A 14316-nucleotide genomic window follows, 5' to 3' on the forward strand; every position below is an offset into this window, starting at 1 on the left:
TACCGGATCCCGGGCTCGAGCGATCCTCATAAGCGAAAGTAAGTCCATGAAACTCGATCGGATCGACGTCAAGATACTGCACGTGCTGCAGCAGAATGGCCGAATGACGAATGTGGAACTTTCGGAGGTGGTGAACCTATCGCCGAGCCCGTGCCTCATGCGCGTGAAGAAGCTGCAGTCGGAGGGCTATATTGAGGGCTATTCGGCGCGGATCAATGTCGCCAAGTTGGGGCAGACGTTAACGGTGTTCACGGAGGTCACGCTCAAGAACCACCGGCAGACCGACTTTGCACGCTTCCTCGCCGCCGTTGAGAAGATCGATCAACTGATCGAGTGCCATGTGGTCTCGGGTGGCTACGACTACCTCCTGAAATTCGTTACTGCCGGGATCAGCGAATATCAAGAGATCATGGAACGGCTCGTCGAGTTGGACGTCGGCATAGACAAATATTTCAGCTTCGTCGTGTTGAAATCGCCGGTGGTGAAGGGGCATCTGCCGCTAACAAACCTGTTTCGGCCATAGATCTCATCAACATTTCGCCTGCTCCGACTGGACTGCGGGCGTTTCGATCTCGAGCGAGAAGGCGCGCCGCCATGAAATTCCTCTCCTACTGGCACGACACCGCCCCGGCCCTTTGGCGGGGCCGCGGAGCGTCCGGTCAATGGCCATTACGACGTCGCAGTGATCGGGCATTCTCCGTTATTGCGCGGCTAGCGCTTTCGCCTGGTTCTTTATGGAAGTGATAGTCAGGAGCTGATGCGTCAAGCCTGGAACGGCTGCAGGGAAGCGGCCTTCGAGAGCGGCGGTGCCAACGGTGAAGCCGGCCGCCCGGCCGCTGACGACAGCGTGGATGCGCTCGGCGCGGTCGATCGAACCTGCGACGATGACGGGCTTGGCGACGGCGCCGCAGACGGCGCGGATGAGGTTAGCGACATCCACATCGGCTCGATAGGCGAGGAGATCGAGGCCGTGCACGCCCTCGCGGGCGGCAAGCTCTTTTGCGCTTGCAACGATCTCCGCCTGGGAACCCTCCAGAACGCTGGGATGGCCCGCGATGCGGCCGGGGAAGGGGTAGTAGCGGATACCACTTCCCTTGAGGAGGGGAAGGACGTCGTCGACATGGGTACCGCCAAGCAGATAGTCGACGCCGAGCGTGAGGCCGGCGAGCACCGACTCGATTTCGCTGGCCCGGTCGAGTGAAACCACTTCGAGATAACTCTTCGCGCCTGCGGCCCGGATTTCCCGGTTAAGCTCGGAAAGCACCTCGAAGGGCAGGCCGATATCCTTGAAGCCGATATGACGGACACCTGCAGACAGCACCAGGGGAAGCTGCGCCAGCGCATCCGGGATCGTCCGGTCGTTGCGGGTCAGCATGAAGATGAAATCGAGGGGGGTCATGTCAATTCTCCTGGTCACATGGCGCCTTCGCCAGTCGGCGGGCGTAATCGATCGCTGTTTCGAGGCTCCTCGGATCGGCAATGCCACGGCCGGCGATGTCGAAGGCGGTGCCGTGGTCAGGGCTTGTGCGCACGAAGGGCAGGCCGAGCGTGATGTTCACGCCCCTTTCCAGACCGAGATATTTGACCGGGATCAGCCCCTGGTCGTGATACTGCGCGACGACCACGTCGAAGCGGCCATTTCGCGCCTGCATGAAAACCGTATCGCCGGGCCAGGGGCCGCTCGCGTCTATGCCTTCGGCTCGGGCTGCCGCGATGGCGGGCGCGATGATCCGGATTTCCTCGTCTCCGAAGAGACCGCCTTCGCCGGCATGCGGATTGAGCCCTGCAACGGCGATGCGGGGGCGGCCGATTCCCAACGCACGACCCCCTTGGTGGGCGAGGCGTATCGCAGACATCTGTGCCGGAAAATCCGCCCGGCGGATCGCGTCTGCCAGCGAACAGTGGATCGTTACCAGAACGGTGCGAATATCGTCATTGGCGAGCATCATCGCCACCCGCCTGGCGCCGCCTTTTTCCGCGAGGATTTCCGTGTGGCCGGGGTAGGGAAGCCCTGCAGCGGCGAGCGCCTCCTTGTGGATCGGCGCCGTCACCATGCCGGCGACTTTGCCCGCCCTGGCGAAATCGATCGCTGCAACGACGGCATCATAGGCCATGCGGCCGCTGGCGGCGCTCACCCTGCCGAGTTCGGGTGGGGTTTCGATGCGGGAGGCGGCGAGGATATTCAGGGCGCCATCCGGCTTCGCGTCGGCGATGTCATGGATCTCGTTCAGTTGCAGACCGCCGCCGAGGCTGGCGATGGCCTTCGTCATCACGGCCGGATCGCCGATGACGACGCTGCGACGGAGGTCGGTGCGGGCAAGCATCGTCTTTGCCACGATCTCCGGCCCGATGCCGGATGGATCGCCCATGGTGACGGCGAGCGGCAGGGAGGCGTTCATGCGGGCTCCTTTCCAAGTCGGCGAATGGTGTCGGCGGCATTGTGCAGCGTCATGGCGGAACCGAAGCCGCCTGCCTTCATGGCGAGCAGCTTCATTCGTCCATCGGCAAGACGAGCGCAGCCGAGGGGAAACCCGGGCTCGAGTTCGCGAATCAAATCGAAAGCGTGAATGGAGAGCCGGTCCAAAAGGGCGTGCATCGTTTCTCCGCCCGTTGCGACGACGGCGTCGTACCGATGCCGGGATAAAGCCATCTCTGCCTCGTCCACCAGGGTGGCGAGAGCCTGCGCCGGGTCGCTGGTGCGGATGTGCGGCGTACGGAGGCAGACGACAGGCGCTGCCTCGTCGAGATCCGTCGCACGCATTGCGACCGAAGCGCCTGTCGCGGCCAACGTTTCGCACTGCGAATGGCTGACATGGTTTGCGCTGCCGACAAGCACGAGAACACGGCGCGGCGTAGCTTCGGGCGTGAAGGTGTGCTGGCCTGTGCGCCGCTCGACCACCGTGGCCAGCGCCTCCGCCATGCCTGGCGAGCCGACCCACAGCACCGGGCCGTGCTTCTGGATCTCCGCAACCCGACGATTCAGCATCACCTGGTCGCATGCATCGACGATGACCACCGGAGCGTCGCCAATGGCCTTGCCGATCGCGCCGTCCTCCGTGTGCGCAGAAATTCTAGCGATGCGGCCGAGGCTGGGCTCGATCAAGTCTTCGATGCGCGACGTGTGGGCGGGATGGACAGGGTCGCGGCTGTACGCCGTTTGGGCAACCGGCTGGCCGTGCAGAAGCTGAATCCCGTCGATCGTCGTGCGCCCGGCAGCGGGAAAGGCAGGTGCGATCACCAAACGTGGCCGGCCGCTGGCCGCAAATGCTGCGGCCATTTCCACGCGGATGTGGCCACGCAGGGTGGAGTCGACCGTCTTATACAGGAACGGCCTGTCTGCAAGCGTCGTCACCGCCTGGCGCGTCACATGTGTTGCTGCGGTTTCATCGAGCGTGCGGCTGCCGGTGTCGATGGAGACGAGACTGGCGTGGGTATCGTCCGGTCCAACTCTGCAGATGCGGGGGACATAGCCGCGTTCTAGGAAAGCAATTGCCCCGTCCGCCGCGCTAGTCAGGTCGTCCGCGACGACGCCAATGTGTTTGATTTTGTCAACGGTTTCTACCATGACCTCAAGCTATGCTTTGAGTTTCGAAAAGAAAATCGATATGATTTCACGTATATTGGTGATAGATTGTCACCGATGAAGCGTTCGGACCTTTCTTCCCTCGATGATCTGTGGGCCTTTGAGGTCGTTGCGCGCCTCGGTTCCGTGCGTGCGGCTGCGTCTGAGCTAAGCTTGACGCATGGTGCCGTCAGCCGGCGCGTTTCGAAACTTTCCGAGCACCTCCAAATCCGTTTGCTGGAACCCGATGGGCGCGGCCTGAGGCTGACGGGAGAGGGCGCGCGCCTCGCGCAGGCGACAAGCGACGCGCTGGCGCTCGTTGCGTCGGCGTTGGAGGATATCCGCAGAGTCGACGTGTCACCGCCGATCGTCGTTTCCTGTGAACGGTCCGTCGCCATGCGCTGGCTGATCCCGCGGCTCTCGGAGTTCCAGGATCGCCATCCCGAGATCGACCTTCATCTCTCCGTCGGGGGCGGGGGCTTCGATTTTGCGCGCGACCGTATCACGCTCGCGATCCGCAGGCTGGATTTCGCCATCGATGCGAACTGGCAGGTCGGACGGCTGATTGAAGAGGAAGTCGGTCCCGTCATGCACCCCGCCATGGCGGATCGGTTTGCGGCCGGTGATTATGTCGCGCTTGCCGCGAATACGCGGCCGGATGCCTGGCAGAAGTGGGCCGCCGCCCATCAGGACGCGCCGAAGCCGCGCTCGACGCGCTTTCTCGACCATCATTTCCTGATGGTGGAGGCGGCAGCCGGCGGTCTGGGTGTGGCCATGTGCCCCAAGATCATTGCCATCGACGATATCCGCAAAGGCCGCCTCGCCGCACCGCTCGGCTTCCAGCCAGATGGCTCACATTACGGCATCATCCGGTCCGCGCTGGCGAAGAAGTCGGCTGGGGTCGACCAATTTGTGTCTTGGCTTCTCGCGACCATTCAACAGGATTTCCATGCTGCGTCTTGAGCGGCGCATGGATCGAATTGGAAGCCCGTCCTGACGGAGACGTGAAGACGCCGCAACACGCTTCAATCAGGACCGCTGTCGGGTGCTCAGGTGTTTGGGCCAAGTATGTTGGTTCTCGCTTCGACGATGTGGTCGTACATGTTTCGCTCGGCCTCTCTGCTGTCGCGATCTTTGATGGCGTCAAGAGTGGCCTGATGCTTGGCGATATAGGCCTTCATGCGCTCAGGGGTTAGCGACTGTTCCTTCATCTTCCCCCAGAGGTTTCCCGCCCGTACCGTGTGAATCCCCTCGTAGAGCGAGGCGAGAAGGCCATTGCGGGCGGCTCCGACGATGATGCGGTGAAAGACAGCGTCCCATTTCTCGAATTCCACCAGGGTTGCCGCCGTGCTGCCCCGATCGATCGATTTCTGCATTTCGTCGATCTCCTGCCTGGTCGCCCGTAACGCCGCCAAGGCGGCGATCTTGGGTTCCATGATCAGCCGAGCCTCAAAAACCTCGGCCGGATAGGTGCGCAACGCGTCTCCCGTGCTGCCTGGCGGACGGCGCAGGGCCGTCGAGGTAACCCCGCTGCCAGCGATAAATGTCCCCCGCCCCACGTGCCTGATGAGCCGGCCCTCCTTTTCCAAAGAAGCAAGCATCCGTCGAAGTGCGGTGCGGGGCAGCCCGAGTTTGAGCGCCAGATCGCGCTCAGGCGGTAACCGATCCCCGGGCTCCAGACCTTCCGCCTCGATGAAATCCTTCAACACCACGCTCATTGAGTCCTCGCTAATAATTTTGCCTCAACCAAATTGATCTATATTGACACCAATTGCAATACCAATCTTATATTGATTGCGCGCGTAAAACCAAAATTGGTAGCGAGTGGCGCTGAACTACATGGAATGCATGCTGCGCCTGCTTGCAGATCGATTGTCGGATGCAGCGCGCATAGCAGCGACTAAAATCGCAACGCAACGGCTCCGTTGAAAAGGGAGGAACCTCGATGGTTGCTGGAACAGAGGCTGTTTCTGGAGAGGACGCAGCGCTTTCGGTGCGTGGCCTGACGGTCGACCTGCCGAAAGGCATGGAACGGACCCATGCCGTCGAGAACATCTCGTTTGATCTCAAGCGTGGCCAGATCCTGTGCATCATCGGCGAGTCCGGGTCAGGCAAGTCGGTAACGGCAAACACGATCATGGGGCTTTTGCCGAAGCTGATCCCGGTCTCGTCCGGCGCCATTCATCTCGACGGCACGGCCATCATCGGCGCGCCGGCGAAGAAGCTGCGCGGACTGCGCGGCCGCATCGTATCCATGATCTTCCAGGATCCGCTTTCGGCGCTCAACCCGCTGATGACGGTCGGCGAGCAGATTACCGAAGTCCTGACGGCACATGGCGTGGGCACGAAGGCGTCGCGGCGCAATCGCGCCATCGAGCTGCTGACGGAAGTGGGGCTGCCCGATCCGGAGCTGATGTACTACCAGTATCCGTTCCGGCTGTCGGGCGGGCAACGTCAGCGCGTCATGATCGCCATGGCGCTCGCGCTCGAGCCCACGGTTCTGATCGCCGACGAGCCGACCACAGCGCTCGACGTCACCACGCAGGCGCAGATCCTGAAGCTGATCCGTGACATTCAGCGCCGCAAGGGCATGAGCGTGATGTTCATTACCCATGACTTCGGTGTCGTGGCCGAGATCGCCGACAGTGTCGTGGTGATGGAGAAGGGCCGCGTTGTCGAGCAAGGCACCGCCGAGCAGGTTCTCAAATCCCCCACCCACCCCTATACCCAGCGCCTGATCGCTGCCGTACCGCACCTTACCGGCAAGGATCGAGCAGTTCAGGAGAAGGCGAGCAACGAGACGATCCTGAAGGTTGAAGGATTGTCCAAGACTTATCGCAGCGGCAGTGCCCTGTTCGGCAGCCAGCGTATCGTGCCGGCTGTCAAGGATGTTTCGTTCGAACTGGCCGCAGGACGCACGCTCGGCGTGGTCGGCGAAAGCGGCTCCGGCAAATCATCGCTCGGAAGGCTTCTGATCAAGCTCCAGGACAGTGATGGTGGTCGAATCCTGTTTGAAGGCCGCGACATCGCCAAGCTGTCGGAATCCGAATTTCGTCCGCTGCGGCCCCGGATCCAGATGATCTTCCAGGATCCTTTCGCGTCGCTCAACCCGCGTTCGACCATTGGACAAATCCTGACCGTTGGTCCTGTCGCGCACGGCATGCCTTATGCTCAGGCGCGTGAGGAGGCGCGGGGGCTGCTGGCCCATGTCGGTCTCGATGCCGGCGCCTTCGGACGTTATCCGCACGAGTTTTCCGGTGGGCAACGCCAGCGCATCGGCATCGCCCGGGCCTTGATGTTCAAGCCCAAGCTGTTGATTGCCGACGAGGCAGTCTCTGCGCTCGACGTCTCTATCCAGGCGCAGATCCTCAAGCTGCTCGACCAGATCCAGCGGGAAACCGGCGTATCGATGATCTTCATCACCCATGACCTGCGCGTCGCCAGCCAGATCTGCGACGAAATCGCGGTGATGCAAAAAGGGCGGATCGTCGAGCACGGCCCGCCGTCCCAAATCTTTCTGAACCCGCAATCGGCCTACACGCGCGAGCTGGTTGCTGCAATTCCCGGGGAGCGACCGAAAGACACTCAACCGATTGCCGTTAACTCTTGAGAGCTGCCGACGAAATACAACTAGGGAGGAAATATCATGACGAAAGATTCTACAACGAAATCGAGCTATTCACGGCGCGACGCGCTTCGCTTAATGGCAGCGGGCGGCATTGCGTGCTTTGCCGCTCCCAACCTGCTCGGCAAGCCTGCCTTTGCCGATACTGCTAACCCAACCGGCCGCGTCGTCGTCGGGCTTTCGCAGGAACCCACCGTCTTCCATCCGCTGATGGCCCATATCGAGGTAGACGATGCGGTCCATTTTTCCCTATTCGACGCCCTCTTCCGCATGGATCCGAAGGGTGTTCTTCAGCCCAATCTTGCCGCCGAAGTGCCAACACAGCAGAACGGCGGCATTTCGGAGGACGGTCTGAAGTGGCGCGTCCGCCTGCGTGATGACGTTCGCTGGCACGATGGCGAGCCCTTCACCGCCGAGGATGTGAAGTTCACTCTCGAGCTCATAACCAACCCGAACTTCCGCGCCTGGCGCACGGGCGGGCATTCACTGGTAAGAGATATCACGGTGGTTTCGCCGACTGAGCTTACCTGGCGGATGGAGGAGGCTTTCGCCCCTTATCTGTCGTTCCTCACCGAAACCTTTATGGTGCCCAAGCACATTCTTGAGAAAGAGGCCGATCCAAACGCTGCCGCCTTCAATCAGGCACCTGTCGGCACCGGTGCATTCAAATGGGCGCAGCGCGTCGCGGGGGATCATCTCGAGCTGGTCGCGAACCCTCAATATTTTGGGGATGGCCCCTATGTCGAGCGGCTCGTCTTCAAGTACATCCCTGACATGACCGTGCTCTATACCCAATTCAAGAGCGGCGACATCGACCTTACAGACCAGGCATACATCACCGCCGACCACTACGAGGAAGCCAAGACATTGCCGGGCCGTGTGGTGACGCTTGTATCTGGGGCATCAGTCGAGTCGATCTATCTCAATCTCGAGAAGCCGCAATTCAAGGACCCGGCTGTCCGCAAGGCGCTCTATGCCGCGATGGACAGAAAAGCAATTATCGACGCGATCTATTACGGCGTCGGCACGCTCACCGAGACGTTCATGCCACGGACGTCCTACTATTACAATCCGAACCTGCCGGCGCAGGAGTTCAACCTTGACCGGGCGCGACAGATCCTCGACGAGGCGGGCTGGGTTCCGGGGCCGGATGGAATACGTGCCAAGGACGGGGTGCGGCTGTCGTTCGCCAATTCGACGACGTCGGGCAACAATCTGCGCGAACAAGTGCAGCAGTTCCTGCAGCAGACATTCGCGGAGATCGGCGTCGAGATGACGATATCCAATCTGCCGGCGGCCGTCATGTTTGGTGAGTTCTGGCTCAAGTCGCAATTCGACTCGGCGATCGCGGGTGTTACCCATCTCATTGCGGCGGATCCGGACGCCACTAACCGCCTCGCTAGCAGCGCAATTGCTGCCAAGGGCGGAAAAGGCTCGAATGTCGGCCAGTATTCCAATCCGGAAGTTGACGCGCTGCTCAAGAAAGGTGCCCAAACCTTCGATCCGGAGGCGCGTCGCGAGATCTACTCCCGTATTCAGGAAATCGTTCGTGAGGACCTGCCGTTCCTGCCGTTGTTTGCCGCTACCTATGTAGTTGGTCGCAAGGAAGGTCTCGAGGGGTGGGAGCCCAATTCCAACACCCGCACGGCCTCCTGGCATGCCGCCGGATGGCGCTGGCAAAGCTGACATACGCTGCCGCCGTCGCGAGTTGCGGCGGCGGCCTATCCATTGATGCTGTCATGAAGGAGGAGAGCCAATGCGCGGCTTCCTGCTCAATCGCCTTTCACAAAGCCTCGTCCTGCTCCTGATCGTTTCGGTCATCGGGTTCGTCGTCCTGAATCTCATTCCGGGCGGCCCGTTGGCGCAATTCGGGCTTGATCCCAGCATGACACAGGATGATCTCAATCGTCTGAAGGAGCAGCTGGGGCTCAACCGCCCGCTGTGGATACAATATATGGACTGGGCCTGGCGCCTCGTACAGGGCGACTGGGGTCACTCCTTCCGAGACGGCGCGCCGGTCCTGGATGTGATTGGCCGTCACCTCGTTGCAACGCTGTTGTTGATGGGTTCATCCACCGTCATCGCGATCGCCATCGGCACATGGATCGGCATTCGTGGCGCCACGCACCGATATTCGGTCTTCGACTATCTGGCGACAGTCGGTGCCATGGTGGCGTTGTCGATCCCGACCTTCTGGTTTGGGCTTGTCGGCATATACGTGTTCTCGCTCCGGTTGGGCTGGCTGCCGGCTGGCAATATGTACACGATAGGCGACGGCTCGGCCCTGAATTACCTCCATCACCTGATCATGCCGAGTATTGTGCTGGCGCTGGTCCATGTCGCCATCTGGAGCCGCTACATGCGCACGGCGACGCTTGACGTCATCAGCCAGGAATTCGTCAAGACAGCCCGCGCCAAGGGGCTGAGCGAGCGCCGGATCCTGATGAAGCATGTCGTCGGCAATGCGCTGCTGCCAATGATCACACTTGCGGGAATGCAGCTTCCCAGCGTTCTCACGGGGGCTCTGGTCACCGAGACGGTGTTTACCTGGCCGGGAATGGGCCGACTGTTCCTCGACAGTCTCGGCTACAGCGACTACCCGGTGGTGATGGGGCTGCTGATGTTCTCGGCAATACTCGTCGTGCTGTGCAACCTGATCGCCGATATCGTCGTCGCCATCATCGATCCCCGTATCCGTCTGAGCTAAGCGCCTCATGGACGCTCAACAGGAGGCCACCATTATGACCGCCATTGTCGCAAACTCACGCCAGGAGCGTTGGTGGAACAGCCGAACCGCGCACCGCTTCATGAACCACCATCTGGCTCTGCTCGGGATGGTGATGATCGCAGTCCTGACGCTGGCGTGCGTCCTGGGCCCGTACCTGCTGCCGTATGATTCACTCTATATCGATCTGCGCGCCCGCTTTGCTCCGCCGTTCACCGGCCACCATTATCTGGGCACCGATCCGCTGGGACGGGACCTGGCGGCGCGGCTCTTCATGGCGGGGCGGGTTTCCCTGCTGGTCGGCTTCTCCGCGATGCTGTTGTCGACGCTGATCGGCACCCTGGTCGGCGTGCTCGCGGGCTACCGGGGCGGCTGGATCGGCACGACGCTGATGCGGACGGTGGATGGGTTCCTGTCGTTTCCGTCAATTTTCCTGGTGCTGGCGCTTGCCGCAGCGCTAAAGCCAAGCCCGATGATGATTACGGTTGTCATCGCTGCCACGAGCTGGATGGAGGTTGCGCGGATCGTCGAGGCCGAGGTCCGCTCTCTTCGCGAGCGGGAATTCGTCCAGGCCGGTCGCATGCTGGGCTTAAGCGGAACCCATATCATGTTCCGCGAAATCCTTCCCAATGCCATGGGTCCGATCATCGTCGCGGCCACTTTGACCGTCGCCCGCGCGATCCTCATGGAAGCCTATATCAGCTTCCTCGGCTATGGAATTCAGCCGCCGCTGCCCAGTTGGGGCAATATGCTGAACGGCGCGCAACAGTATCTGGGCAGCGCCCCGTGGTTGGCGATCATTCCGGGTGCCGCCATTACCATCGCCGTAACCAGCTTCAACTTCATCGGCGACGGCCTCAGGGATGCGCTCGATGTTCGCGGGGATCACACATGACGGGAATGGGGTCCGTCCGGTGGCGGCAGCTTCAGGGAAAGGCTCGCTCTTGGAGGGGTTCGAAAAGGGCGAAGCGTAGCTGCCGCACTTGATCGAACCATATCATGGGCGAACGCCGCCTGTTTTCCCAGAAAGCTCAGAAGGCCTTGGCCGAACGCAACGAGAAGTCAGTCTAATGGAAGACTCCAGAATCGCAGACAAGGATACGCCCTACTGGTGGGAAGAGGCACCCGTCAAACCGCTGCCGGGACAGCCGCTGGCCAAGAAGCTCGACGTGGCGATCATAGGCGCCGGATACACCGGTCTGTCGGCGGGTCTCGTTCTGGCGCGCGAGGGCCGTTCGGTCGCGGCCTTCGATGCGATGAACCCGGGCGAGGGGGCCTCGACGCGCAATGGCGGAATCACCAGCGGAAGCATTCGGCCGGATTACGCCACGATTACCCGGCGCTTCGGCGAAGAGAAGGCGAATGCAATCGAGACGGAGGGCAAGATCGCCCGCGAGTTCCTTTATGACTTCATCAGGACCGAGGGGCTCGATTGCGACTTTCAGCTGGTTGGCCAGTTCAAGGGCGTAATCGGATATGACGATTACGAGAAGACGGCCCGGAGCGCCGAAGTGCTGGCGAAGAGAGTGGGGATCGAGGCCTATGCAGTGCCGTACGCCGAACAGCGTAACTACATCGGCACGGATTTCTACCGCGGCGGCATGGCGCGGATGGATATCGGTGGGCTGCACCCGGCCAAGTTCCACGCCGAGCTCCTGCGGGTCGCTCTCGCTTCGGGACTGACGGTCCATTCGGAGACCCACGTTAACTCTATAGAGAAAGACGGCTCCGAGTTCCGGGTCGTGACTTCGGCCGGAACGGTTCAGGCGCGGCAGGTCCTTGTCTGCACGAACGGTTATACTGACGGCGCGGTTCCCTTCTTGCGCCGCCGGCTGGTCCCGGTTCGCAGCCGGATCATCGTCACCGAGGAGCTCGCGCCGGACGTGATGGCGCGGCTGATGCCGAAGCGGATGATGATGATTGAGGGGCGGCAACTGGGCTTCTATTACCGCCCCACGCCCGACGGCAAACGCATTCTGTTGGGCGGGCGCGACAGCTCTCGCGTAGGCGATCCTGCCGCGCCAAAGCTGTTTCTGCGCCGGGGACTGGTGAACCTTTTTCCGGAACTGGAGAACGTTCGCCTGTCGCACACCTGGTTTGGTAATGTGGCGATGCACCGCGACATGTTGCCCCGCATCTTCGAGAAGGACGGCGTCGTATATGCAACCGGCTTCTGCGGTTCGGGCGTAGTCTGGGCGCCATGGATTGGAATGCGGGCGGCTCACAAGCTGCTGGGCCATGGCGAGCAGGCGCGCACGGCCTTCGACTTCCGGCCGCCTGCGTTCATTCCCCTTTACCGGGGCAATCCCTGGTTCATGCCGGCCATCATCCAGGGCTATCGGATGCAGGACCGCATCGCCCTGTACCGCGCCCGCCGATAGAGCTTAACCGATTGAGGACTCCAGCGCTCTTGCGGGAGCGCTATTCGAGAATCTCGAGGACTATTGCAGAGGAATACAGATCATGCCCGTCGAGGTTCAGAAAGTCCGAGACAGCGCCTCTTTTCCAACCCAGGTGGATGTCGTCGTCATCGGGGCAGGGATCGTCGGTACATGCACGGCCTACGAACTCTCCCGCCAAGGGGTCTCCGTGGCTCTGCTCGAAAAGGGCATCGTCGGCGGCGAGCAGTCAAGCCGCAACTGGGGGTGGGTCCGTCAGCAGAACCGCGATCTCCATGAGCTTGCCCTTGCCATGTACAGTCTGCGGCGCTGGGAGGAATTGGGCACCGAGATCGGCCGCGATCTCGGCTTCCGTCGAAGCGGGATACTCTACTGCTCCAAGAAAGAGGCGGATGTGGCCCGTTGGGAAAAGTGGGGCCTGGCCGCACGAGTCCAAGGATTTCACAGCGAGATCCTCACGGCTTCCGAGGCGAACAAGCGGGCCTCGGGCGGCACATCCTCCTGGGTCGGCGGCGTCTGGTCTCCGACCGACGGGAGAGCGGAACCGAGCCTTGCCGTGCCTGCCATCGCCGAGGCTGCGAAGGAAAAGGGCGTGTCGCTCCACCAGAACTGCGCCGTTCGAGGCCTCGACATTACTAATGGCCGGGTAACAGGGGTTTGGACGGAGCGGGGATTTGTGAAAGCGAGCACTGTTGTTTGCGCCGGCGGGGCATGGGCTTCCCGCTTTTCTCATCGCTATGGCATCGAACTTCCAGTCGCCAACATCGCCGGGACGGCGATCAAGACAACCCCGGCGCCCGAAATTGTTCAAGCAGGGTGCCTATCGGCTTCGAACTTCGTGTTGCGGCGTCGGATTGACGGCTCCTACACCATTGCCGTACCCGGACATGGTACGCTCGACATCACGCCGCGGGGAATGCGATATGCGTTCAAATTCTACGAGATGTATCGCAGCAAGATCGGCAAGAAGCTCAAATACCGCCTCAACCGCAGCTTCTGGAATGGTCCCGATGCATTCGGCAACTGGGAGAACGACGAGATCTCGCCGTTTGAAAAGAGCCGCATTCTGGATCCGGCGCCTGACGCGGAACTCGTCAAGCTCGCAGTGAAGAACCTTGAGAGCGAATACCCTGCGCTTAAAGGGATCGGGGTCGAGCGCGCCTGGGGCGGGCTCATCGATACCTCTCCGGACCTCGTGCCGGTTATCTCGCGAGTGGAGGAACTTCCCGGCTACGTAATCGCAGCAGGCTTCAGCGGACACGGTTTCGCGATCGGACCGGGGGCTGGCCGGCTGGTAAGCGAGATCGTCTTGAATAAGGAACCACTGACCGACATCTCGCCTTACAGGCTGAGCCGGTTCAGCGATGGCTCGGCGATCCGAAGACCGGAAATGATGTAGCCGTTAGATCGGCTGCCGTTTGTAACCCAAGGGATTATTGTCACCGAGCCTCGTCCACTGACGAGACTCCCACCGCTCATGCAAAGGTCGTGGCAACAACCGGGTGGGCGCACATGAAACTGGACAGAATTGACATCAAGATCCTCTCCGAGCTCCAGAAGAACGGACGTATGACTTATGTCGAGCTCGCTGAGCTAGTTAACCTATCCGCAACCCCTTGTCTCGTACGGGTGAAGAAACTGCAGGCAGAAGGCTATATCGGCGGCTATTCTGCGATGATCAACATTGGAAAGCTTGGCCCGGTTCTGACTGTCTTTACAGAGATAACCCTGAGGAACCATCGCCAGGCCGACATCGCCCGCTTCATGTCGGCCATCCAAAATATAGAGCAAATCATCGAATGCCACGTCGTCTCGGGCGATTATGACTATCTCGTCAAGTTCGTGGCGAGCAGCATAGGAGAATACCAGTCGCTGATGGAGCGGCTGGTAGAAATGGACATCGGAATCGAGAAATACTTCAGTTTCGTCGTGCTCAAATCGCCAATCACGAAGTACCATATGCCCCTGACGAATCTGTTCGGCATTTAGTGAGCCGTGGGTCGAC

General features: G+C 61.0%; 13 protein-coding genes. 9 read left to right on the forward strand and 4 right to left on the reverse strand.

The features are described from left to right. The first annotated feature begins 46 nt into the window (after positions 1–46). Complete coding sequence (locus tag RHIBR816_RS0122085; RefSeq protein WP_018238781.1) at positions 47–523, forward strand: Lrp/AsnC family transcriptional regulator; 477 nt, start codon at positions 47–49, stop codon at positions 521–523. 177 nt (positions 524–700) lie between these two features. Here RHIBR816_RS0122085 and RHIBR816_RS0122090 read toward each other — a convergent pair whose 3' ends face one another. The 3 genes from RHIBR816_RS0122090 to RHIBR816_RS0122100 are packed head-to-tail and all read right to left on the reverse strand — an operon-like array spanning position 701 to position 3565. Continuing rightward, positions 701–1399 (reverse strand): 4-hydroxythreonine-4-phosphate dehydrogenase, encoded by a 699-nt coding sequence (locus RHIBR816_RS0122090; protein ID WP_018238782.1) that lies wholly within the window; start codon positions 1397–1399, stop codon positions 701–703. Position 1400: 1 nt separating this feature from the next. Beyond that, a complete protein-coding gene (gene pdxA, locus RHIBR816_RS0122095; protein WP_018238783.1) occupies positions 1401–2399 on the reverse strand; it encodes a 4-hydroxythreonine-4-phosphate dehydrogenase PdxA in 999 nt (332 codons plus the stop codon). Then, on the reverse strand, positions 2396–3565 hold the full coding sequence (locus RHIBR816_RS0122100; protein WP_018238784.1) for a four-carbon acid sugar kinase family protein: 1170 nt from the start codon (positions 3563–3565) through the stop codon (positions 2396–2398). The genes pdxA and RHIBR816_RS0122100 overlap by 4 nt, the downstream gene beginning before the upstream one ends. Positions 3566–3640: 75 nt before the next feature. On the opposite strand from RHIBR816_RS0122100, the gene RHIBR816_RS0122105 reads away from it, so the two are divergent. Further along, positions 3641–4525, forward strand: a complete 885-nt coding sequence (locus RHIBR816_RS0122105) for a LysR substrate-binding domain-containing protein (protein WP_018238785.1) — start codon at positions 3641–3643, stop codon at positions 4523–4525. Between the two features lie 86 nt (positions 4526–4611). Here RHIBR816_RS0122105 and RHIBR816_RS0122110 read toward each other — a convergent pair whose 3' ends face one another. Beyond that, positions 4612–5280 carry an FCD domain-containing protein gene (locus RHIBR816_RS0122110; protein WP_018238786.1) on the reverse strand — a complete coding sequence of 223 codons (669 nt, stop codon included), beginning with the start codon at positions 5278–5280 and terminating at the stop codon, positions 4612–4614. 227 nt (positions 5281–5507) lie between these two features. Between RHIBR816_RS0122110 and RHIBR816_RS0122115 the strand changes: the two genes are divergently transcribed. From RHIBR816_RS0122115 to RHIBR816_RS0122145, 7 genes are all read left to right on the forward strand, one after another. Continuing rightward, entirely contained in the window at positions 5508–7172 is a 1665-nt protein-coding gene (locus tag RHIBR816_RS0122115) for an ABC transporter ATP-binding protein (RefSeq protein ID WP_018238787.1), read from the forward strand. A gap of 36 nt (positions 7173–7208) precedes the next feature. Further along, a complete protein-coding gene (locus tag RHIBR816_RS0122120; RefSeq protein ID WP_026187298.1) occupies positions 7209–8873 on the forward strand; it encodes a peptide ABC transporter substrate-binding protein in 1665 nt (554 codons plus the stop codon). A 70-nt stretch (positions 8874–8943) separates the two neighbouring features. Beyond that, positions 8944–9894, forward strand: a complete 951-nt coding sequence (locus RHIBR816_RS0122125) for an ABC transporter permease (protein WP_018238789.1) — start codon at positions 8944–8946, stop codon at positions 9892–9894. A gap of 34 nt (positions 9895–9928) precedes the next feature. Further along, positions 9929–10807, forward strand: a complete 879-nt coding sequence (locus RHIBR816_RS0122130) for an ABC transporter permease (RefSeq protein WP_018238790.1) — start codon at positions 9929–9931, stop codon at positions 10805–10807. Between the two features lie 175 nt (positions 10808–10982). Continuing rightward, entirely contained in the window at positions 10983–12293 is a 1311-nt protein-coding gene (locus tag RHIBR816_RS0122135) for an FAD-binding oxidoreductase (RefSeq protein WP_018238791.1), read from the forward strand. Positions 12294–12375: 82 nt separating this feature from the next. Beyond that, on the forward strand, positions 12376–13710 hold the full coding sequence (locus RHIBR816_RS0122140; RefSeq protein WP_018238792.1) for an FAD-binding oxidoreductase: 1335 nt from the start codon (positions 12376–12378) through the stop codon (positions 13708–13710). Between the two features lie 113 nt (positions 13711–13823). Then, entirely contained in the window at positions 13824–14300 is a 477-nt protein-coding gene (locus tag RHIBR816_RS0122145; protein ID WP_018238793.1) for an Lrp/AsnC family transcriptional regulator, read from the forward strand. Positions 14301–14316: the final 16 nt, after the last annotated feature.

It is taken from the genome of Ensifer sp. BR816, assembly GCF_000378985.1.
GTDB lineage: Bacteria > Pseudomonadota > Alphaproteobacteria > Rhizobiales > Rhizobiaceae > Sinorhizobium.

Excerpts from the sequence above, each read along its gene's own strand:
- RHIBR816_RS0122085 (WP_018238781.1), top strand. The coding sequence starts at position 47 with ATGAAACTCGATCGGATCGACGTCAAGATACTGCACGTGCTGCAGCAG.
- RHIBR816_RS0122090 (WP_018238782.1), bottom strand. The coding sequence starts at position 1,399 with ATGACCCCCCTCGATTTCATCTTCATGCTGACCCGCAACGACCGGACG.
- pdxA (WP_018238783.1), bottom strand. The coding sequence starts at position 2,399 with ATGAACGCCTCCCTGCCGCTCGCCGTCACCATGGGCGATCCATCCGGC.
- RHIBR816_RS0122100 (WP_018238784.1), bottom strand. The coding sequence starts at position 3,565 with ATGGTAGAAACCGTTGACAAAATCAAACACATTGGCGTCGTCGCGGAC.
- RHIBR816_RS0122105 (WP_018238785.1), top strand. The coding sequence starts at position 3,641 with ATGAAGCGTTCGGACCTTTCTTCCCTCGATGATCTGTGGGCCTTTGAG.
- RHIBR816_RS0122110 (WP_018238786.1), bottom strand. The coding sequence starts at position 5,280 with ATGAGCGTGGTGTTGAAGGATTTCATCGAGGCGGAAGGTCTGGAGCCC.
- RHIBR816_RS0122115 (WP_018238787.1), top strand. The coding sequence starts at position 5,508 with ATGGTTGCTGGAACAGAGGCTGTTTCTGGAGAGGACGCAGCGCTTTCG.
- RHIBR816_RS0122120 (WP_026187298.1), top strand. The coding sequence starts at position 7,209 with ATGACGAAAGATTCTACAACGAAATCGAGCTATTCACGGCGCGACGCG.
- RHIBR816_RS0122125 (WP_018238789.1), top strand. The coding sequence starts at position 8,944 with ATGCGCGGCTTCCTGCTCAATCGCCTTTCACAAAGCCTCGTCCTGCTC.
- RHIBR816_RS0122130 (WP_018238790.1), top strand. The coding sequence starts at position 9,929 with ATGACCGCCATTGTCGCAAACTCACGCCAGGAGCGTTGGTGGAACAGC.
- RHIBR816_RS0122135 (WP_018238791.1), top strand. The coding sequence starts at position 10,983 with ATGGAAGACTCCAGAATCGCAGACAAGGATACGCCCTACTGGTGGGAA.
- RHIBR816_RS0122140 (WP_018238792.1), top strand. The coding sequence starts at position 12,376 with ATGCCCGTCGAGGTTCAGAAAGTCCGAGACAGCGCCTCTTTTCCAACC.
- RHIBR816_RS0122145 (WP_018238793.1), top strand. The coding sequence starts at position 13,824 with ATGAAACTGGACAGAATTGACATCAAGATCCTCTCCGAGCTCCAGAAG.